The 20504-nt window shown below is 74.2% G+C and carries 16 protein-coding genes and 2 tRNA genes; 8 read left to right on the forward strand and 10 right to left on the reverse strand.

Annotation, left to right across the window (positions count from 1 at the left end; translation table 11 throughout):
- Positions 1-61: 61 nt before the first annotated feature.
- Both JD78_RS03580 and JD78_RS03585 read right to left on the reverse strand, forming a co-directional pair.
- Positions 62-135 (reverse strand) — tRNA-Ile (locus tag JD78_RS03580).
- A 25-nt stretch (positions 136-160) separates the two neighbouring features.
- Positions 161-1612 carry an arylsulfotransferase family protein gene (locus JD78_RS03585; protein ID WP_166520965.1) on the reverse strand — a complete coding sequence of 484 codons (1452 nt, stop codon included), beginning with the start codon at positions 1610-1612 and terminating at the stop codon, positions 161-163.
- Between the two features lie 64 nt (positions 1613-1676).
- Between JD78_RS03585 and JD78_RS03590 the strand changes: the two genes are divergently transcribed.
- Complete coding sequence (locus JD78_RS03590) at positions 1677-2627, forward strand: DUF368 domain-containing protein (protein WP_208103979.1); 951 nt, start codon at positions 1677-1679, stop codon at positions 2625-2627.
- A 312-nt stretch (positions 2628-2939) separates the two neighbouring features.
- Positions 2940-3440, forward strand: a complete 501-nt coding sequence (locus tag JD78_RS03595) for a DUF3145 domain-containing protein (RefSeq protein WP_153357350.1) — start codon at positions 2940-2942, stop codon at positions 3438-3440.
- A gap of 193 nt (positions 3441-3633) precedes the next feature.
- On the opposite strand, the gene JD78_RS03600 is transcribed toward JD78_RS03595, so the two are convergent.
- From JD78_RS03600 to JD78_RS03625, 6 genes are all read right to left on the reverse strand, one after another.
- Positions 3634-5046, reverse strand: a complete 1413-nt coding sequence (locus JD78_RS03600; RefSeq protein WP_153357347.1) for an acyl-CoA carboxylase subunit beta — start codon at positions 5044-5046, stop codon at positions 3634-3636.
- Between the two features lie 13 nt (positions 5047-5059).
- Positions 5060-6301, reverse strand: a complete 1242-nt coding sequence (locus JD78_RS03605; protein ID WP_153357344.1) for a beta-ketoacyl-[acyl-carrier-protein] synthase family protein — start codon at positions 6299-6301, stop codon at positions 5060-5062.
- Between the two features lie 71 nt (positions 6302-6372).
- Positions 6373-6618, reverse strand: coding sequence for an acyl carrier protein (locus JD78_RS03610; RefSeq protein ID WP_153357341.1), 246 nt, complete (start codon positions 6616-6618; stop codon positions 6373-6375).
- Positions 6619-6701: 83 nt separating this feature from the next.
- Positions 6702-7685 carry a beta-ketoacyl-ACP synthase III gene (locus JD78_RS03615; protein WP_153357338.1) on the reverse strand — a complete coding sequence of 328 codons (984 nt, stop codon included), beginning with the start codon at positions 7683-7685 and terminating at the stop codon, positions 6702-6704.
- Positions 7686-7747: 62 nt separating this feature from the next.
- On the reverse strand, positions 7748-8950 hold the full coding sequence (locus JD78_RS03620; protein ID WP_153357336.1) for an acyltransferase domain-containing protein: 1203 nt from the start codon (positions 8948-8950) through the stop codon (positions 7748-7750).
- A gap of 149 nt (positions 8951-9099) precedes the next feature.
- Positions 9100-10308, reverse strand: coding sequence for a PucR family transcriptional regulator (locus JD78_RS03625; RefSeq protein WP_194290399.1), 1209 nt, complete (start codon positions 10306-10308; stop codon positions 9100-9102).
- 45 nt (positions 10309-10353) lie between these two features.
- Here JD78_RS03625 and JD78_RS03630 point away from each other — a divergent pair, with 45 nt between their 5' ends.
- Together JD78_RS03630 and JD78_RS03635 are read left to right on the forward strand one after the other, a co-directional pair.
- Positions 10354-10896, forward strand: a complete 543-nt coding sequence (locus JD78_RS03630; protein WP_166520966.1) for a pirin family protein — start codon at positions 10354-10356, stop codon at positions 10894-10896.
- Between the two features lie 39 nt (positions 10897-10935).
- Positions 10936-12129 carry a M20 metallopeptidase family protein gene (locus JD78_RS03635; RefSeq protein WP_153357333.1) on the forward strand — a complete coding sequence of 398 codons (1194 nt, stop codon included), beginning with the start codon at positions 10936-10938 and terminating at the stop codon, positions 12127-12129.
- 107 nt (positions 12130-12236) lie between these two features.
- Here the strand turns inward: JD78_RS03635 and JD78_RS03640 are convergent, their stop codons facing one another.
- Complete coding sequence (locus tag JD78_RS03640) at positions 12237-13244, reverse strand: type IV toxin-antitoxin system AbiEi family antitoxin domain-containing protein (protein ID WP_243731112.1); 1008 nt, start codon at positions 13242-13244, stop codon at positions 12237-12239.
- A 266-nt stretch (positions 13245-13510) separates the two neighbouring features.
- Entirely contained in the window at positions 13511-16312 is a 2802-nt protein-coding gene (aceE, locus tag JD78_RS03645; RefSeq protein WP_153357326.1) for a pyruvate dehydrogenase (acetyl-transferring), homodimeric type, read from the reverse strand.
- A gap of 267 nt (positions 16313-16579) precedes the next feature.
- On the opposite strand from aceE, the gene JD78_RS03650 reads away from it, so the two are divergent.
- From JD78_RS03650 to JD78_RS03665, 4 genes are all read left to right on the forward strand, one after another.
- Positions 16580-17008 (forward strand): DUF3052 domain-containing protein, encoded by a 429-nt coding sequence (locus JD78_RS03650; protein WP_153357323.1) that lies wholly within the window; start codon positions 16580-16582, stop codon positions 17006-17008.
- Between the two features lie 97 nt (positions 17009-17105).
- Entirely contained in the window at positions 17106-17567 is a 462-nt protein-coding gene (locus JD78_RS03655) for a peroxiredoxin (protein WP_153357320.1), read from the forward strand.
- Between the two features lie 94 nt (positions 17568-17661).
- Positions 17662-17733, forward strand: a tRNA-Val gene (locus tag JD78_RS03660).
- A gap of 81 nt (positions 17734-17814) precedes the next feature.
- On the forward strand, positions 17815-20499 hold the full coding sequence (locus JD78_RS03665; RefSeq protein WP_153357317.1) for a putative bifunctional diguanylate cyclase/phosphodiesterase: 2685 nt from the start codon (positions 17815-17817) through the stop codon (positions 20497-20499).
- The last annotated feature ends 5 nt before the right edge of the window (positions 20500-20504 follow it).

A 20504-nucleotide genomic window follows, 5' to 3' on the forward strand; every position in this document is an offset into this window, starting at 1 on the left:
CGGAACCTGGCGTTCTCGGTAGGTGCTCCCCGGGGCCACCCCAAGGGGTGTGCCGATGCGGTGGGGCGGGTGGGGCTCGAACCCACGACCCAGGGATTATGAGTCCCATGCTCTGACCGGCTGAGCTACCGCCCCAGGTCGTTCACGCTAGCGGTCGCGCTCAGTCGCCCAGCACGGTGCTGCCCAGCACGCCGCCGTCGGCGTCCAGCGCCTCCACCGCCACGTACGCCGGGTCGCCGTCCAGTGGGACGGCCGTCTCGAAGCCGGTGCGCGGCACCGGGTCGCCGGCCACCGCGCTCTCCTCGTCCTCCCCGGTCACGACGCGCCAGGCGGCCACCTCGGTCGCGCCGTTCCAGCTCACGTGCACCCGGCCGTCCGCCAGCACCGCATCCGGGTCGGTCTCCGGCCGCCCGGTCCACCGATCGCGGTAGGCCCGGTAGTTGTCACCCGAGCCGAGCGCGACGTCGGTCAGCAGCGTGCCGTCGTCGGCGAACTCCGAGTAGAACGGCCGCGACCCCCAGCCGATGAGCACGGTCCCGTCGGGCAGCTGCTGGAAGCTGCCCTGGCTGCCGGCCAGCCGGTCCGGGTCGGGCGGCAGGTACTCGGTCACCACCGCGGCCGTCATCGCCTGCTCGTCGAGGGCCAGCCGCAGCCCCCGGGACGTCGGGCCGACGTCGGGCTCGGACTGGTTGTCGAAGAGGGTGAGCGTGCCGTCGGGCTGGCGCTCGGCGTCGTGCTGCCAGGCGAACTCGACGCCGTCCCCGAGCGCGAAGTCGCTGGCCTCCCCGCCGAGCGTCCACGCGACCTCCCCGGTCGCCCGGTCGACGTCGTAGACCGCCCAGGTGTTCCGCGCCGACACCAGCAGCGACCCGTCGGCGTCCTCGGCGACCGAGTTGACGTGGAACCAGTCGAACGGCTCCTCCTCGGTGCCGCCGTCCTCGGGCAGCTCGCTCCTGGTCTCCTCCAGCGGCACGTGCTCCAGGGCGCTCCAGTGCAGCAGCACCTCACCGGTGTCGACGTCGACCTCCTGCACGACGCCGTCCCAGACCCAGCCGTCCTCGGAGCCGCCCACGGAGGTGAGGTCGTGCTCCTGCTTCACGTACGCGGCCAGCAGCATCGTGCCGCGGTCGGTCAACCGGCCCTCGTGGATGTCGGCCTGGCCGGGTTCGAGCGGGGCGCCGGTGGTGACCGTGCCGATCTCGGAGTAGGACTCGTCGACCAGCACGAACTCCCCGGCTCCCAGGCCCACGGTGGGGCTCTCCCCGCGCCACCAGGTGAGCACCGGCTCGCCGTCCAGCTCCTGCACCCGGACGTCGTAGGCGCGGCTCTCCGTGGGGTGGATCCAGACCGGGTCCCCGGCGTCGTCGACGATCAGGACCCCGGTGAGCGGCGCCCCCTCGCTCTTGGGCCCCAGGAACAGCAGCGACCCGTCGGGGGAGCGGGCGGGGCCGCGCTGGTCGACCTCCAGGTCGGGCGCGACCAGGTCGGGCCGGCTCACGAACTCCACCGCCGGGCCGGTGCTGGGGGCGGCCTCGGACGTCTCCGGGTCGCCGTCGCCGCACGCGGTCAGCAGCAACCCGAGGCACACCATCGCCACCGCCGGCCGGTTCATCGCCGCAGCGTCCCAGACGTGTGGCGCGGCCGCGCGCCGATCGCGCACCACTACCTTGGAACGGGTGCGTACCGAGCAGTCAGGCAGTCCGACCGTCCCCGTCGCCGACGGGGGGCTCCGCACCTCGCCCGGCCACGTCGTCCGCGGCCTGGCGATGGGTGCCGCAGAGGTGGTGCCCGGGGTGAGCGGCGGCACCGTCGCGCTGGTACTGGGGGTGTACGAGCGGCTCATCGACGGGGCGGGGCACGTCGTCACCGCACTGCGGCACGCCGTCACCGGGCGGTTCGCCGAGGCGCGCGCGGAGATCGGCCGCGCGCACTGGTGGACCATCCTGCCGCTGCTGGCCGGGATGGCCGTCGCCGTCCTGGCCGGTGCCCGGGTGCTCGAACCGCTCATCGAGGACCACCCGGTCGGCGCCCGGGCGGTCTTCTTCGGCATGGTGCTGTTCTCCATCGCCGCCCCGGCGCGGATGGTCGGCCGCTGGTCGGCCCGGGACGTCGTCGTCGCGGTGCTGGCGGCGGTCGGCGCCTTCCTGCTCACCGGCCTGCCGCCCGGTGGCGAGGCGAACCCACCCCTGCCCGTGGTCGTGCTCGCTGCCGCCATCGCGATCTGCGCCCTCGTGCTGCCCGGCATCTCCGGGTCGTTCATCCTGCTCACCCTGGGCCTCTACGGGCCCACGCTCGCCGCCGTCAACTCCCGCGACCTCGCCTACGTGGGTGCCTTCGCCCTGGGCGCGGCCCTCGGGCTGGGGCTGTTCGTCAAGGCGTTGCAGGCGGCCCTCCGCAGCCACCGCGCGCTCACGCTCGCGCTGATGACCGGCCTCATGGTCGGCTCGCTCCGTGCGCTGTGGCCCTGGCAGACCGAGGACCGCACCCTGTTGAGCCCGGACGACGGCGGCCTGGCGATGGTTGCCCTCGCGCTCGGCGCCGGCCTCGTCGTCGCCGGTGCCCTCGGGCTGCAGACCTGGCTGGACCGGCGTGCCGCGGCCCCGCCTCTGGCGCCGCGGGCCGACTGACCTGCAGACTGGGCGTCGACCGGCGAGGGGCGTCGAGCCCGCCGGGCGTCCACTCAGTGAGATGGACATTTACTGCCCGTATCGTCCACTTCTCGCGGTAAAAGCCGTGGTCGACGCGCGCCTCACTCGTCCCACTGGACACATCGCACCCCAGGCGTCTCGCTCGTCACAGATGGCACTGGCGCGCTGCATGATCGGTCGGGCAGACTGGCGGCCGGTTGCTCCTGGAGCCGCCGCAGTGCGAACGCAGCGCCACCGAACACGACAGGTCCGTTGGGGAAGACGAACCAGTCGAGTCGATGGAGGTGCGCCGTGCAGCGACGGTCAACCCAGGGTGTCGTCTTCGTGCACGCGTGCCCGAAGGCGTTGTGCCAGCACGTCGAATGGGCGCTCGAGCGCGTCGTCGGCGCGCCGGTGTCTTTGACGTGGGCCGACCAGCCCGTGGCGCACGGCTCCTACCGTGCCGAGATCGCCTGGACGGGCGCCCCCGGCACCGGGGCCAAGCTCGTCGCTGCCCTCAAGCAGTGGCCGATGCTGCGCTTCGAGGTGACCGAGGAGGCCAGCCACGGCAACGACGGCGAGCGCATGTCCTACGTGCCCGGGCACGGGGTGCACCGCGCGCCGGTCAGCGCCAACGGCGACCTCGTCATCACCGAGCAGCAGCTGCGGCACCTCGCCGCCACCGCCACCTCGGTCGAGGCCTTCCGGCACGGCGTCGACACGCTGCTCGGTGCCGCCTGGGACACCGACCTGGAGCCCTACCGCTACGCCGGCGACGCCGCGCCGGTCACCTGGCTGCACCAGGTCGTGTGAGCAACGGGCGGCGTCCTGACTCGACCGCCGCCGTCCCTGGGGCGCACCAGCGCCCCTCCTCCCGCACCACAGGGCGTCCCCCTGCACCGATGTCGGTGCAGGGGGACGCCCTTTGATCAGGTGACCTGATCGAACCCACCGGACGACGACGGCCCGGCACCCTCTCAGCGGGGTGCCGGGCCGTCGTCGTTCGTCAGAGCGGGATGTTGCCGTGCGCGCCCCGGCCGGCCGGGGTCTCCGCCAGCGCGGCCACCAGCCGGCGCTTTGTCTGGGCCGGCTCGACGACGTCGTCGACGACGCCGATCTCCCGGGCCCGGTTCACCCCGCCGGCGATCCGCTCGTGCTCCTCGGCGAGCTGCGCGTGCAGCGCCTCCCGCTCCCCGGGCGGGGCGGCGGCGAGCTTCTTGCGGTGCAGGATGCCGACCGCGGCCTTGGCGCCCATCACGGCGACCTCCGCGCCCGGCCACGCGAACACCGCGTTGGCGCCCAGCGAGCGGGCGTTCATGGCGATGTACGCGCCGCCGTAGGACTTGCGGGTCACCAGCGTCACCCGCGGCACCACGGCCTCGGCGAAGGCGTGCAGCAGCTTGGCGCCCCGGCGGACGACGCCGTCCCACTCCTGGCCCACGCCGGGCAGGTAGCCGGGCACGTCGACCAGCACCACCAGCGGCACCCCGAAGGCGTCGCACATCCGCACGAAGCGGGCGGCCTTCTCCGCCGAGGCGGAGTCCAGGCAGCCACCCAGCCGCAGCGGGTTGTTCGCGATCACCCCGACGGTGCGCCCGGCGAGCCGGCCCAGTGTGGTCACGATGTTCGGCGCGAACCGCGGGTGCAGCTCCAGGCCGGGACCGTCCAGCAACGCGGCGACCAGCGGCTTCACGTCGTAGGCCCGGTTGCGCTGCTCGGGCAGCAGCGCCGCGAGGTCGACGGCCGGCTCGTCCTGGGCTGGGGCGAAGCTGCCCTGCGCGGCCAGCAGGTCGACCGCCGTCCGGGCGGTCTCCAGCGCCTCGGCCTCGGTGTCGGTGACCACGTGCACGACACCGGAGCGCCGGCCGTGGGTGTCCGGCCCGCCGAGCTGCTCCTGGTCGACGACCTCGCCGGTCACCGACCGGACGACGTCGGGACCGGTCACGAACACCCGCCCGGCCGGACCCATGATCACCAGGTCGGTGAGCGCCGGCCCGTAGGCGGCGCCGCCGGCGGCCGCCCCGAGGACGACGGAGATCTGCGGGACCCGCCCGGAGGCGCGCACCATCGCGGCGAACACCTCACCGACCGCGTGCAGTGCGGTGACGCCCTCGGCCAACCGGGCACCGCCGGAGTGCCAGATGCCGACGACGGGCAGCCGCTCGCGCAGCGCGGTGTCGATGGCGTCGACGATGTGCCGGCAGCCGTCGAGGCCCATCGCCCCGCCCATGATCGTGGCGTCGGTGCAGTAGGCGATCGCCGGGGACCCGGCGACGGTGCCGCGGCCGGCGAGCACCCCGGAGGTGTCGCGGGCGGCCAGCAGCTGCAGCGAGCCCGGGTCGAAGAACCGGGCGAGCCGGTCCTCGGGGTCGCGGGGGTCGACGGTCGCGACCGGCGGCGCGGGGGTGGCGGTGGTCATGAGCAGCTCCTCATCAAGCCGTGGTGAAGACCAGGGCCATGTTGTGGCCGCCGAACCCGAAGGAGTCGTTGAGCGCGGCGGTGAACGAGGCCTTGCGCGGCTCGCGGCGCACGATGTCCAGCGCCTGGACCGCGGCGTCGTCGTCGGGGTCGTCGAGGTTCGCCGTCGCGGGCACCAGCTGGTCGCGCAGCGCCAGGATGGTGAACACCGACTCCAGCGCCCCGGCCGCGCCGAGCAGGTGCCCGGTCTGGCTCTTGGTGGCGGTGACCAGCGGGTGGTCGCCGATGGCGTTGCGGATCGCGGAGGCCTCGGCGGTGTCGCCGATCGGCGTCGACGTGGCGTGCGCGTTGACGTGGCCGATGTCGGCGGCGGTGAGGCCGGCGTCGCGGATCGCGGCGGCGATCGCCCGGCCGGCGCCCTCGCCCTCGGGGTGCGGGGCGACCAGGTCGTAGCCGTCCGCGGTGGCGCCGGCGCCGGCGAGGCGGGCGTGGACCTTCGCGCCACGGGCCCGGGCGGCGTCGGCCCGCTCGAGCACCAGCGCGCCGGCGCCCTCGCCGAGCACGAAGCCGTCGCGGCCCTTGTCGAACGGGCGGGAGGCGCGCTCGGGCTCGTCGTTGCGGGTGCTCATCGCGCGCATCGCGGCGAAGCCGGCCATCGGCAGCGGGTGGACGCAGGCCTCCGTGCCGCCGACGACGACCATGTCGGCGCGGTCGAACCGGAGCAGGTCCAGGCCCCAGCGGATCGCCTCGGCGCCCGAGGCGCAGGCGCTCACCGGGGCGTGCACGCCGGCCTTGGCGCCGACGGCCAGGCCGACCGCGGCCGCGGGGCCGTTGGGCATGAGCATCGGGATGGTGAAGGGGGAGACGCGCTTGGGGCCCTTGGCCTCCAGGATGTCGTCCTGGTCGAGCAGGGTGACCGCACCGCCGATGCCGGTGCCGAAGACGACGGCGATGCGCAGCGGGTCGACACCGGAGTCGGCGCCGGCGGCATCACGCCAGGCCTCCTCGGCGGCGATGACGGCGGTCTGCTGGCTGCGGTCGAGCCGGCGGGAGCGGACCCGGTCCAGCTGCTCGGACGGCTCGACGGCGAGCCGCGCGACGAGCTGGGCCGGCATGTCCGCCGCCCACTCGTCGGTCAGCCGGCTCACCCCGGACCGGCCGGCCAGCAGTGCCTCCCAGGTGGAGACGACGTCACCACCGAGGGGCGTGGTGGCGCCGAGCCCGGTGACGACGACGTCGGCGGTGGGCGTGCTCATGACTTCCTCCTGGGACTGACTGGCCGGACGGCCCGGGTGAGCGGCTGGAACGAAGGCTGATCAGCCTCGGCTCAGGCCTGGTTCTTCTCGATGTAGGACATGGCGTCCCCGACGGTCTTGATGTTGCCGAGCTCGTCGTCGGGGATGGCCACGCCGAACTTGTCCTCGACGGCCGTGGCGATCTCCACCATCGACAGCGAGTCGACGTCGAGGTCCTCGGTGAAGGACTTCTCGGGGGTGGCGTCGGCCGGGGCGACGCCGGCCACCTCCTCCAGGATCTCGGCGAGGCCGGCCTGGATCTCTGCGGTGCTGGGCACGCGGGGTCCTCTCTCTGGCTGTGGGTGGCGGAGCCGGGTGGCCCCGCCGTCGACCGGGACGGTGCCCCGGCAGGTCTGGTCTATCAGGGCAGGCGGACGACCTGGCCGGCGACGGTGAGGCCGGCGCCGTAGCCGAGCACCAGCGCCAGATCGCCGCTCTTGGCCTCGCCGGACTCCATGAGCGCGGTGAGGGCCAGCGGCACCGAGGCCGCGGAGGTGTTGCCCGACTGCACGATGTCCCGGGCGATGACCGTCTTCTCGCCGAAGCCGAGCTTCTTCGCCATCGACTCGATGATCCGCAGGTTGGCCTGGTGCGGGGCGAACACGTCGATGTCGGCGGCGGTGACGCCGGCGGACTCCATCGCCTCGGTGAGGGTGGCGGTGAGCTTGGTGGTGGCCCACCGGTACACGGCCTGCCCGGCCATCGACATCGTCGAGGTGCCGGGGGCGATCTCGATGGCGGTGTACTGGTCGCCGTCGCTGCCCCAGGCCACCGGGCCGATGCCGGGCTCCTCGGACGGCCCGACCACGGCCGCGCCCGCGCCGTCGGCGAAGATCACCGCGGTCGAGCGGTCGGTGAGGTCGGTGACGTCGGTGAGCCGCTCGACGCCGACGACGAGCACGTGCTGCGCGTCGCCGGTGCGGATGGCGTCCGACGCCATGCCCAGCGCGTAGCAGAACCCGGCGCAGCCGGCGTTGAGGTCGAACGCGCCCGGCCGGGTGACGCCCAGCCGGTGGGCGACCTGCGGGCCGATGCCCGGGATCGGCGCGGTCAGGCTCGCGCTGGCCACGATGACCAGGTCGACCTGGTCGGGGGAGAGCCCGCTGGCGGCCAGTGCCTTGCCACCGGCGGCCACGGCCATCTCGACCAGCGTCTCGTCGTCGGAGGCCCAGCGGCGCTCGGCGATGCCGACGCGGGTCTGGATCCACTCGTCGCTGGTGTCCATCACCGTCTCGAGCTCGGCGTTGGTCACCCGGCGCCGGGGCCGGTAGCCGCCCAGGCCGAGGATCTGCGCGCCGGGCGCGCCCTGACGCAGCTTGATCGTGCTCCGGGTCTTCTGTTCCATCCCGCCCTCGTTCCGCTCCTCGGTCGCTGGCGCTCCCTGCGATGCTCGCTCGGGCGTCCTGCTCACTGGGCCACCTCCGGGTAGAGGCGGGCGATCGGGTCGCCGGCGTCGACGAGGTCCCCGTCGGCCACCAGCCACTCGGCGAGCACGCCGTCGTAGCCGGCGGAGACGTTGACCTCCTCGCGGCGGCTGCGGATGCAGCCGAGCGGCGTGCCGGCCGGCAGGTGCGTGCCCTCGGCGACGTCGGCCGGGGCGACCGTGCCGCGGGCGGGGGCGACCACGACCCGCCAGTCGGGGGAGTGCTCGGCCTCCGCGCGCCCGCGCTCGGCGGCGATGAGCTCCCGCGCGCGGTCGAGGTCGGCGGGCTTGGTGAGCGCCAGCACCTCGATGTCGGCACCCTTCCACTCGCGCTTGGCCAGGCCGGCGAGCGCACCCGCCGGCGGCAGCTCCAGGACGGCGGTGACGCCGAGGTCGCGCAGCGTGGCCAGGCAGGCGTCGAACCGCACCGGGCTGGTGACCTGGCTGACCAGCCGGGAGAGCACCTCGGCGCCGCTGTCGACCGCGGCGCCGTCGGCGTTGGACAGCAGCAGCCGGCTCGGGTCGGCGGGGCGCAGGCCACCGACCAGCGCCTCGAGCTCCTCGCGGGCGCTGGCCATGAACGAGGTGTGGAAGGCGCCGGCGACCGACAGCGGCATGATCCGCGCCTTCTCCGGCGGGTCGGCCTTGAGCGCGGCGAGGCCCTCCAGCGACCCGGCGGCGACCACCTGGCCACCGCCGTTCATGTTCGCCGGGGTCAGGCCGTGCTGCTCCAGGGCGGCGAGCACCTGCTCCGGGTCGCCCCCCAGGACGGCGGACATCCCGGTCGGCGTCTGCGCGCAGGACCGCGCCATCGCCCGGCCGCGCACCGCGGTCAGCGCGATCGCGGCCTCGACGGAGAGCACCCCGGCCAGCGCGGCGGCGGTCAGCTCGCCCACCGAGTGACCGGTGATGACGACGTCGCGGCCGGCGGCGGGGGCGTGCACCACCGGGCCGGGCATCCCGCCGAGCTCGCGGGCGATGAACAGGCTCATCGCCACGACCAGCGGCTGGGTGACCGCGGTGTCCTTGATCGCCTCGGCGTCACCTGTGGTGCCGAGCTCCAGGAGGTCGGCGTCGGCGATCGCCCCGGCCCAGCGGAAGAAGGACTCCGCGCCGGGGAGGTCGAGCCAGTCGGTGAGCATCCCGGGCTTCTGGGCACCCTGTCCGGGGGCGAGAACGGCCAGCACGTGACAACCCTGGCAGTTGCCGGGCCGATGCGGAGCCGGAAGTCCCACGAATTACAGCGGTCGGTCTTTGGAGGAACCCTCCAAAAGACCGTCTCCTGACCGCCCCCGGTGACGCGTTCGGGTGGGAGGGGCCACGATGACCGGCTGGATCAGTGCCAGAGCGACCGGGAGCCCTCGAGGCGGGTGAGCGCCAGCGCCAGCTGCAGGGTCCAGGCCCCGCGCGGGTCGGTGATCGAGCACCCGGTCAGCTCGGTGGCCCGCTTGAGCCGGTACCGGACGGTGTTGGGGTGCACGAACAGCGCCCGCGCCGTCCCCTCCAGGTTGCCCCCGTGTGCGAGCACCGCCCGCACGGTGTCCAGCACCTCCCCGCCGGCGGCCTCCAGCGGGCGGGCCACCCGCTCGGCCAGCTCGGTCCGGGCCACCGGGTCACCGTCGAGGGCGCGCTCGGGCAGCAGCGCCTCGGCGTCCACCGGGCGGGGCGCGTCGGGCCAGGCGGCCGCGGCGCGCAGCCCGGCGAGGGCCGCCGCCGCGGACTCGGCGGCCCGGGCCAGCGAGTCGACCTGGGGTCCGACGACGATCGGGCCGGGGCCGAACTCCCGGCACACCCGCTCGGCGACGGCGCCCAGCCCGTCGACACCGCCCAGCACCACGACGAGCTTGTCCGCGTGCACCCCGACGAGCACCTCGCTGCGCAGCGAGCGGGCCGCGCGGCGCACGCCGGCGCGGGAGTCCCGCTCGGCCGAGGGGGCGGCGCCGACGAGCACGAGAACCGGGCCGGTGGTGGCCCAGCCCAGCGCCGCGGCCCGGCCGGGCAGCTCCTCGGACCGGTCGCCGCGGACGAGGGCGTCGACGACGAGCGCCTCCAGCCGCGCGTCCCAGGCGCCCCGGTTCTCGGCGAAGCTGGCGTAGACGTGCGCGGTGGCGAAGGCGACCTCGCGGCTGAACTGCAGCACGGCCAGCCGCAGCGGCTCGGCCTCGCCGGGCTCGGCGACCTGGGTCACCCGGGCCTCGACCACCTCGACGGTCACCTTGATCAGGTCGACGGTCTGCTTGAGCGGCACCGCGCGGGCCAGCTCCCGGGGCGCGGCGCCGAACACCTCGCCGGTCAGCCGGGGCGGTCGGCCGGGGTTGCGGCACCACTCGACCAGCGAGGCGATGCCCGCCTGGGCGACCAGCGTGACCCAGGAGCGCTGGTCGGCCGGCATCGCCCGGAACCAGGAGAGCTCCTCGTCCATCCGGGCCACCGCCTGGGTGGCCAGCGACCCGGAGGCGCGCTCCAGCCGGCGCAGCGTCGCCTCCGACGGGCGCACCCGGGCCGGTCGCGCCGCCGTGGTGTCCGCCGTCGGGGTGTCCTCCACGGCGGCAAGGGTGTCACGGCGGCTGCGGTCGGGGACCCTGGAGCCGTGCACACACCGGGAGCGGGGCTGGAGTCACGGGTGCTGCTGGACCCCGCGGACGGGTCGCTGGGCCCGCTGCTGCGGGTGGCGGACGACCGGCTGGGCGGGGGAGCGGGCTACGGCCGGCACCCCCACCGGGACGTCGACGTGGTCGCGGTGGTGCTCCGCGGCTCGGTGCGGCACGCCTGGGGCCGGGAGGCGGTGGCCGGACCGGGTGACGTCGCGGTGCTGCGGGCCGGGCGCGGGCTGGAGCACGACGAGATCGCCGGCGCCGACGGCGCGCACGTCGTCCAGACCTACCTGCGGGCCGCCGCACCCGGGGGCGAGCCGGCGCACGACGTGCTGCTGCGGCCCACCGGCTGGGTCGACCTCGGCCGCGCCGACGCCCGGCTGTGGCTCGGGACGGCGGGGCCCGACGTGCCGCCGGGGCTGCGCCTGGTCGCCGGCGACGACCGGGTGACGGCGACCGTGGGGGAGGGCCCGGTGCCCGGCGACGGCGTCGTCCTGGTCTGGCAGCTGGACACCGCCCGGCCCGCCTGGGCCGACTGACCCTGCCGCGATCCTGAGCGTTGCTACAGACTGGCCCCCATGTCCGAACTCCTCTCCGCCGCCCGCGCCGACGCCGACCGCACCCTGGACCTGCGCCGCCGGCTGCACCGCCGTCCGGAGATCGGCCTGCACCTGCCGGAGACGCAGGCCGCCGTCGTCGAGGCCTTCGCCGGCCTGCCGGTCGAGCTGACCACCGGCACCACCACCAGCTCGGTGGTCGGCGTGCTCCGCGGCGCCCGGCCCGGGCCGACCTACCTGCTGCGCGCCGACATGGACGCGCTGCCGGTGCAGGAGGACACCGGGCTGCCCTTCGCCTCCGAGGTGCCCGGGGTGATGCACGCCTGCGGTCACGACACCCACGTCGCGATGCTGCTGGGCGCGGCCCGGCTGCTCGCCGCGCGCCGCGATCAGCTCGCCGGGCAGGTCGTGTTCATGCTGCAGCCGGGGGAGGAGGGGTTCCACGGCGCCCGGTTCATGCTCGAGGAGGGGCTGCTGGACGCCGTCCCCGAGGCGCCGGTGAGCGGCGCCTTCGCGCTGCACATCTCCACGGTGTTCCCGACCGGGACGATCAACGTCCGGCCCGGCCCGATGATGGCCTCGGCCGACCAGTTCCGGATCACCGTGCACGGCCGCGGCGGGCACGCCTCCACCCCGCACCTGGCCGCCGACCCGGTGCCGGTCGCCGCGGAGATCATCCTGGCGCTGCAGTCGATGGTCACCCGCCGCGCCGACGTCTTCGACCCCGCCGTCGTCACCGTCGGCCACCTGGAGGCCGGCCGCACCGACAACATCATCCCGGAGACCGCACTGGTGCACGGCACGATCCGCACCCTGTCCGCCGAGCGCCGGGCCGACATGGTGGCGTCGGTGCAGCGGGTGGGCGAGCACGTCGCCGCCGCGCACGAGCTGCGCGGGGAGTTCGAGCGGGTCGAGGGCTACCCGGTCACCGTCAACGACGCCGGGGTCGCCGCGCAGGTCACCGCCGCGGCCGCCGCGATGCTGGGCGAGGACGCCAGCGCCGTCATGGAGTGGCCGCTGATGGGTGCGGAGGACTTCTCCTACGTGCTGGAGCGGGTGCCGGGCGCGATGGCCTTCCTCGGCGCCTGCCCGCCCGACCTCGACCCGGCCACCGCCCCGGGCAACCACTCGAACCTGGTGGTCTTCGACGAGGACGCGCTGCCCGCCGGCGTCGCCCTCTACGCCCAGATGGCGATGGACGCCCTGGCGGGCTGACCCCGGGTCGGGGCTTCGATCAGGTTCCCTGATCGAAGGGCGTCCGCCTGCACCGACGTTGGTGCAGGGGGACGCCCTTCGGTGCAGGGGGATCGGGTACAACGCTGTCAGGCGGCGGACCACCGGGGCGTCACCCGGAGACCGCCGTTCCACAGCTCCGTGCGGTAGCGGGGTGCCCCGGGCCGGCCACCGCTCAACAAGGCGCGCAGCCGTGTGACCTTGCCGTCGAGTCGGCCGTCCAGGTCCTCGGGCGCGATCCGCACTCCCCGCAGGTCGAGGTCGAGCAGATCGTCCTGACGGCGCTTCTCGTCCCAGAGCACCTGAGCGGGCGTCCGGTTTCGCCAGGGGTCGGTGTACTTGACCCTGCCGTCGCACTCGGCGAAGACCCCGTGTTCGGGCCAGTACATGTCGAGTACGGCGATCAGCCGGGACCCGACGCGGACCGCCTGCTGCAGAAGCGGCTCGGGCAGGCCGGCATCGAGCAGAGCCAGGCGGGTCAGCGTCTCGTGTGGAGAGTGTGCGCCGACGCGAGCCAGCGAGAAGGCACGGGCGGCGCGACCGCAGCCGACCCAGTGCGTCTGGGCGAGGGCGGCCGCGCGCAGTTCGTCCAGCGTCGTCCGCCCATCGGCCAACGCGTCATCGACGGCCACGACCGTGTCGGGGAGAGCCCATTCCCGGCCGACGTCCGCGAGCGTGCGAGGGACCGTGGTAAGGGAGACGCCGTCCTGGATGACGACGTCACCGAGAGGGAGCGCCGCTTCGCTGATCCGGTAGCCACGGCCGGTGCGGAACTGCTCGGGGTCGGTCAGTCGCACGTCGGTCTCGGGGGAACGGGGCAGGACGAGCCCGTGCAACCGGGCGGCCGAGCCGTGGCTGACCGCGGCGCCGGACCGGTCGAGGCGGCGGAGCACGGCCGCGCACTCGAGGCGGTGCGCCCGCCCCATGGCCTCGTGCTCGTGCCACACGTCAGCGGTCGTGTAGACGCCGAACCGGATGCGGCGCCACTCGCCGGAGCGCAGGAGAGGTCCGATGGCCTTCGGGTGGACGCCGGCGGCCAGGGCATCAGAGGTCGCGAAGACGCCGGCGTGGCGACTCATCGCGCGGGTGAGGCTCATGATCACGGCGTCACCGTGCCGCGGGAAGGTGCCGGTCGGGAAGCCGTGCCGGCGAGCTGTGGACCACCGGCGCAGCTGTGGACGACTGCCCGGCATGACCGAACCCTGCGGTAGCAGGCGTCCGCGGTACTGGGCGCTACATCCGTCATCCGCCTGCACGTCGTCCCCCTGCGCCAAAAGGCGTCCCCCCGCACCGATGTTGGTGCGGGGGGACGCCTTTGAATCAGGTCACCTGATCGAACCCCCAGGGGGCGTGGACATAGTGCTCAGGTGGCCGGGCTCTCGTCCGTCCGCTCCTCGGCGGGCGCCTTCGTCTCATCGCCGATCTGGTACTTCTCGACGGCCTGCCGGACGACGTCGCGCTCGATCTCGCCGCGCTGCGCCAGCGAGGCCAGCGTGCGGACGACGATCGACTCGGCGTCGACCTGGAAGTGCCGGCGCAGCGCCGGGCGGGTGTCGGACAGGCCGAACCCGTCGGTGCCCAGCGAGGCCAGGCCGCCGGGGACGAACGGCGCGATCAGGTCGGGCACCGCCTTCATCCAGTCCGAGACCGCCACGACCGGCCCGGGGGCGTCGGCCAGCTGCCGGGTCACGAACGGCACCCTCGGCTCCTCGGCCGGGTGCAGCAGGTTCCACTCGTCGGCCTCCACGGCGTCGCGCCGCAGCTCCGTCCAGGAGGTCACCGACCACACGTCGGCCGACACCCCCCAGTCGTCGGCCAGCAGCTGCTGCGCCCGCAGCGCCCAGGGCACCGCGACACCCGACGCCAGCACCTGGGCCTTCTTCCCCGACCCGGTGCCCTCCGAGCAGCGGTACATGCCGGCCAGCAGACCGGTGACGTCCAGGTCCTCGGGCTCGGCCGGCTGCTGGTAGGGCTCGTTGTAGATCGTCAGGTAGTACATGACGTTCGGGTCGCGGTGCCCACCCAGCGGGGCGCCCGGGTCGGTGCCGTACATCCGGGCCAGGGCGTCCTTGGTGATGTGCCCTACCTCGTAGGAGAAGGCGGGGTCGTAGGTGACGACGGCGGGGTTGGTCGCGGCCAGCAGCAGCGAGTGCCCGTCCTCGTGCTGCAGGCCCTCGCCGTTGAGCGTCGTCCGCCCGGCGGTGGCGCCGAGCAGGAAGCCACGGGTCATCTGGTCGGCGGCCGCCCAGATGGAGTCGCCGGTGCGCTGGAACCCGAACATCGAGTAGAAGATGTAGATCGGGATCATCGCCTCGCCGTGCGTGGCGTAGGAGGTGCCCGCGGCGATGAACGACGCCGTGGAGCCGGCCTCGTTGATCCCCTCGTGCAGGATCTGCCCCTGCTCGGACTCCTTGTAGGCCAGCATCAGCTCGCGGTCGACCGAGGTGTAGTTCTGCCCGTTGGGGTTGTAGATCTTCTGCGTCGGGAAGAGCGAGTCCATCCCGAAGGTGCGGGCCTCGTCGGGGATGACCGGCACGAAGCGCGGGCCGAGCTCCTTGTCCTTGATCAGCTCCTTGAGCAGCCGGACGAAGGCCATGGTGGTGGCCACCTCCTGCTTGCCCGAGCCGCGCTTGAGGACGTCGAAGGCCTTGTCCTCGGGGGTCTTCAGCGGCTTGTGCTCCGACCGGCGCCGCGGCACCGACCCACCGAGCTGCCGGCGCCGCTCGAGCATGTACTGCATCTCGGGGGAGTCGGGGTCGGGCCTGTAGTAGGGCGGCAGCGTCTTGTCCAGCTGCTCGTCCGGGATCGGGATCTCCAGCCGGTCGCGGAAGCCCACCAGGTCCTCGGCGGTGAGCTTCTTCATCTGGTGCGTGGAGTTGCGGCCCTCGAAGTGGCTGCCCAGGGTCCAGCCCTTGATGGTCTTGGCGAGGATGACCGTCGGCTGGCCCTTGTGCTCGGTGGCGGCCTTGTAGGCGGCGTAGACCTTGCGGTAGTCGTGCCCACCGCGGGCGAGGTCCCAGACCTCCTGGTCGGTCATGCCCTCGACCAGCTTGCGGGTGCGCGGGTCGCGGCCGAAGAAGTACTCGCGGACGTAGGCGCCGTCCTCGGCCTTGTAGGTCTGGTAGTCGCCGTCCGGCGTCTGGTTCATCAGGTTGACCAGCGCGCCCTCGCGGTCGGCGGCCAGCAGCTTGTCCCAGCCGCTGCCCCACACGACCTTGACGACGTTCCAGCCGGCGCCGCGGAAGAACGACTCCAGCTCCTGGATGACCTTGCCGTTGCCGCGCACCGGGCCGTCGAGGCGCTGCAGGTTGCAGTTGATGACGAAGGTGAGGTTGTCCAGCTCCTCACGGGCGGCCAGCCCGATCGGGCCGAGCGACTCCGGCTCGTCGGTCTCGCCGTCGCCGAGGAAGGCCCACACGTGCTGGTCGCTGGTGTCGGCGATGCCGCGGTTGTGCAGGTAGCGGTTGAACCGCGCCTGGTAGATCGCGTTCATCGGGCCCAGGCCCATGGAGACGGTGGGGAACTCCCAGAAGTCCGGCATCAGCCGCGGGTGCGGGTAGGACGACAGCCCGCCGCCGGGGTGGCTGGTCTCCTGGCGGAACCCGTCGAGCTGGTGCTCGGTCAGCCGGCCCTCGAGGTAGGCGCGGGCGTAGATGCCGGGGGAGGCGTGGCCCTGGAAGTAGATCTGGTCGCCGCCGCCGGGGTGGTCCTTGCCGCGGAAGAAGTGGTTGAAGCCGACCTCGTAGAGCATCGCCGACGACGCGTAGGACGAGATGTGGCCGCCGACGCCGATCCCCGGCCGCTGCGCGCGGTGCACCATGATCGCGGCGTTCCAGCGGATGGCGTGGCGGATCTTCCGCTCGGCCTCCAGGTCGCCGGGGAACCACGGCTCCTGCTCCGGCGGGATCGTGTTGATGTAGTCGGTGCTGCGGAGCGCGGGGACGCCGACCTGCTGCTCACGGCTGCGCTCGAGCATCCGGAGCATGAGGTAACGGGCCCGGTTGCGACCGGCGTGGTCGACGACCGCGTCGAGGGACTCCAACCACTCGGAGGTCTCGTCCGGGTCGGTGTCCGGGAGTTGGCTGGCCCGCCCGTCGGTGATGACCGCGCGAGGGGTGCCGGTGGTGCGGGCGGGGTCTCCGTCCGACTGCTGCGGTGCGCTCATGGGCACATCGTCCCCTGCCGGGGTAGCGCGCGTCACGCGGCCCGCCCGTGGCGTCCTGCAGAACGGGATCCGGGGGCTCCGCGGGCCCGCCGCGGTGCGCTCCCGGAGGCGGTCGGGACGTCGGGCCGGCCACCCGATGAGCCGGTCGGGTATCGCTGAGGGCCTCCGAACCAGCAGACTGTCGGTCCACCGGCACCGCGCGGGGTGTGTGATCGTGCGCAGGACCGCCGGAACCGATCTACTGGGACACATGGAGGACGAGCAGGGATGAGCGTCGACTCGGGCAGCACCAGCATGGCTGCCCGGCTGGGGATCAAGCCGGGCATGGTCGTGCAAGAGCTCGGCTGGGACGAGGACGTCGACGACCAACTGCGCGACTCCGTCGAGGAGCTCTCGGGCAGCGAGATGGTCGACGAGGACTCCGACGAGGTGGCCGACGTCGTCCTGCTGTGGTGGCGGGAGGAGGACGGCGACCTGATCGACGCCCTCGTCGACTCCATCGCCGCGCTGGCCGACGACGGCGTGGTGTGGCTGCTGGTGCCGAAGTCCGGGCGTCCCGGCCACGTCGAGCCCGGCGACGTCACCGAGGCGGCGCCGACGGCGGGGCTGCAGCAGACCTCGAGCATCTCCGCGGCCAAGGAGTGGTCGGGCATCCGCCTGGTCACGCCCAAGGCGGCCCGCCAGCCCCGCCGCTGAGGAAGGACCCCCTCGCCCCCCACCGCTCTCGGGCTCGCGGTGGGCCCCTGCGAGGGGGCCGTTCCAGCACGTCGGCCGCTGCGGCACGATCGGGCTCATGAGCCTCTCCGTCGGCGACGTCGCGCCCGAGTTCAGCCTGCCCGACCAGGACAGGCAGCCGGTCTCGCTGAACGGGCTGCGCGGCTCGCCGGTGCTGGTGGTCTTCTACCCCTTCGCGTTCTCCGGCACCTGCACCGGCGAGCTCTGCCAGCTGCGCGACGACCTCGCCACCTACAGCGCGGCCGGCGTCCGGGTCGTGGCGATCTCCACCGACCCCGTGTTCAGCCTCAAGGCGTTCCGCGAGAAGGAGCGCCTGCAGTTCCCGCTGCTGTCGGACTTCTGGCCGCACGGGGCGACCGCGCAGGCCTACGGGGTGTTCAACGAGCGGGCCGGCATGGCGCTGCGCGGCACGTTCCTGGTCGACGCCGACGGCGTGGTCGCCTTCACCGAGGTCAACCAGCCCGGTGACGCGCGGGCCCAGTCGGGGTGGAAGGACGCGGTCGTCCGGCTCGCCTCCTGATCCCGGCGGCCGGTGAACGGCCCGCGTGCAGGGCCCGCTGCGAGCTCGCGAGTGGCGGGGGCGGGAGGGTGACCTCCCGCTACCCTGGCCGCACGGGCGCGTAGCTCAGCGGGAGAGCTCTCGCCTTACAAGCGAGCGGTCGCAGGTTCGATCCCTGCCGCGCCCACCGGTCCTTCCGGAACCAGTTCGTCACTCCGTCGGGGTGGCTGTGCTCAATGCGACCTGCGGCACAGCCGATGTGGCTCACGTGCTGCGCAGACCGACGACGACGCGACGCCGCCCCCGCCCGGGCGCCGGCCGCGGCGTCCCGCTGTGGGTGCACCTGAGCGCGCTGGTCGCCGTACCGCTGGTCGGGGTCGCGGTGCTGACCGCGGCGACGACCCGGTCCAGCATCGCCGAGGCGGCCAGCGCGACCCGTGCGGAGGCGGCGGTCGGGGCGCTGGCGCACCTGGACACCGCCCGCAGCAGCGTGGAGCAGGAGATCCTGCCGACCCTGGCGCTCGCGGTCATCGACCGGCCCGCCACCGCCACCGACCTGGGGCTGCCGGTCGCCGTCCTGGCGCAGCAGCGAGCCATGGTGCAGGCGACGCTGCAGACCGCACGGGCGACCACCGACGAGGCGCTCGCGCAGACCGCCCGCGGCACCTACGGGGCCGACGCGGCCGTCCGGGCGCGCGCCCAGCTGAGCACGTTGCGGGATCGGGCCGACACCTTCGCCGTCTCCGTCGAGGGCATCTACCTGGGCTACCTCGCCATCTCCAACGACCTGGTGCACACCCAGCGGGCGGTGGCCGCGGCGGCCACCGCCGAGGGGCTGCCACCCCGGACCCAGCGCGCCATCCAGGACGTGCAGGTGGTGGCCCAGCTGGCCACCGCCGCCAGCCGGCAGACACCGCTCTACCTGGGCGCCGTCTTCGGCGGCACGGGCACGTTGATCGGCTCCCAGCTGGCCTGGGAGACCGGCTGGCTGGCCTACAGCGACGCGCTGGAGCAGATGCAGGAGCTGTCCCAGACGTCGCTGCGGACGGCCTGGGAGGGCGCGCGCGGCGTCGAGGTGTCGAGGACGCTGGACCAGCTGCTCGGACCGGCACCCGGTGGGGGCCGGCCGACGTCTCCCGACGTCTCCCGGATGCTGTCGCTGCTGCAGCAGAGCGGCGAGCGCGACGCGCTGCTGAGCGGGCTGGTGCACACCGCTGCGGACAGCGCCCGGGCCTCGGCCGCGGCCGACCGGGACCAGGCGGTGGACCGGCGCAACCGCACGCTGGTGGGCGCCGTGCTCGTGGTCCTGCTGTCGCTGCTGAGCGTGCTCGTCGTCGGCCGGGCGGTGGCCCGCGCGCTGCGGGTGCTCGCCGGGCAGGCCGGCCACGTCAGCGACGGTGCGCTCGTGCAGGTCGAGGTCGCCGGTCCCCGGGAGGTGCGCACCGTCTCGGCCGCGCTGGCCTCCGCGGTGGCCAGCCTCCGGCGCGTGCAGGAGCAGGCCCGCGCCGTCGCCCGGGGCGACCTGGACAACGCCCTGCTCGCCGAGCCGCTCCCCGGTCCGCTGGGCGAGGTCGTGCACGCCTCGGTCCGCCAGATCGTCAGCTCGGTGCGCCAGCGGGAGGAGCTGCAGTCGGCGCTGGCCCACCGCGCCGCCCACGACCCGCTCACCGAGCTGCCCAACCGGGCGCAGGCGAGGCAGCTGACCGAGTCGGCGCTCTTCCGCGCCCGCCGCTCCGGCGCGATGACCGGGCTGCTCTTCGTCGACCTCGACGGGTTCAAGGCGGTCAACGACACGCACGGGCACGCCTGCGGCGACGAGGTGCTGCGCGCCGTCGCCGGACGGCTGGAGTCCGCGGTCCGCTCGGGGGACGTCGTCTGCCGCCTGGGCGGGGACGAGTTCGTCGTCCTGGTCGAGCCGGTGGCGGCCGAGCGCGACCTGCTGGAGCTCGCCGAGCGGCTGATCGCGGAGGTCAGCCGGCCGATCGCGGTCGGCGGTCACCAGCTGCGGGTGGGGGCGAGCATCGGTGTCGCGGTCGGCCGGGACGCCGCCACCGACGCCGACGTGCTCTTCGCCGAGGCCGACGCGGCCGCCTACCGCGCCAAGCGGCACGGCCGCGGCCGGGCCGAGGTGTTCGACGAGACGCTGCGCGCGCAGCTCGCCGATCGGGCCGAGCTGGAGGCCGCGGTCGCCGCGGGCCTGGCCGCCGGGGAGATGCTGCTGCACTACCAGCCGGTGGTCGACGCCCGCACCGGGCAGCTCACCGGCTTCGAGGCGCTGGTGCGCTGGGACCGCCCGGGAGTCGGCATGGTGCCCCCGGACGTCTTCGTCCCGGCGGCCGAGGGCTCGCGACTGATCTGCGACCTGGACCGCTGGGTGCTGCACGAGGCCACCCGGCAACTGGCCGCCTGGCGGGGCAGCGTGCCGCTGCCCCCGGGGCACCCGGAGCCGACGGTGGCGGTGAACGTCTCCGGCCGGCACCTGGCCGACCGGCAGGTGGTCACCGACGTCGCCGACGCCCTGGCCGCGTCCGGGCTGCCCGCGCACCTGCTGGTGCTCGAGGTGACCGAGACGGTGCTGGTCGACGACCTGGTGGCCATCGAGCACCTGGTGGCGTTGCGGGCGATGGGCACCGCGATCGCGATCGACGACTTCGGCACCGGCTACACCTCCATCGGCCAGCTGCGGCACATGCCGGTCGACACGCTCAAGATCGACCGCAGCTTCGTCGCCTCGACCGACCCCGGCGCGAGCGAGCTCGTCGCGCTGATGATCCGCGCGGCGCACACCTTCGGGCTGACCGTCGTCGCCGAGGGCGTCGAGGAGCCCGGTCAGCTGGACCGGCTGCGGGCCGAGGGCTGCGACCACGCGCAGGGCTTCCTGCTGCACCGCCCGCTGCCGCCCGCGGCGGTCGAGGCGCTGCTGGCCCGGACGGCGGTCCCCGCGCCGCGCTGAGCGGT

Origin of the sequence: Modestobacter roseus (assembly GCF_007994135.1) — a bacterium.
GTDB classification, from domain to species: domain Bacteria; phylum Actinomycetota; class Actinomycetes; order Mycobacteriales; family Geodermatophilaceae; genus Modestobacter; species Modestobacter roseus.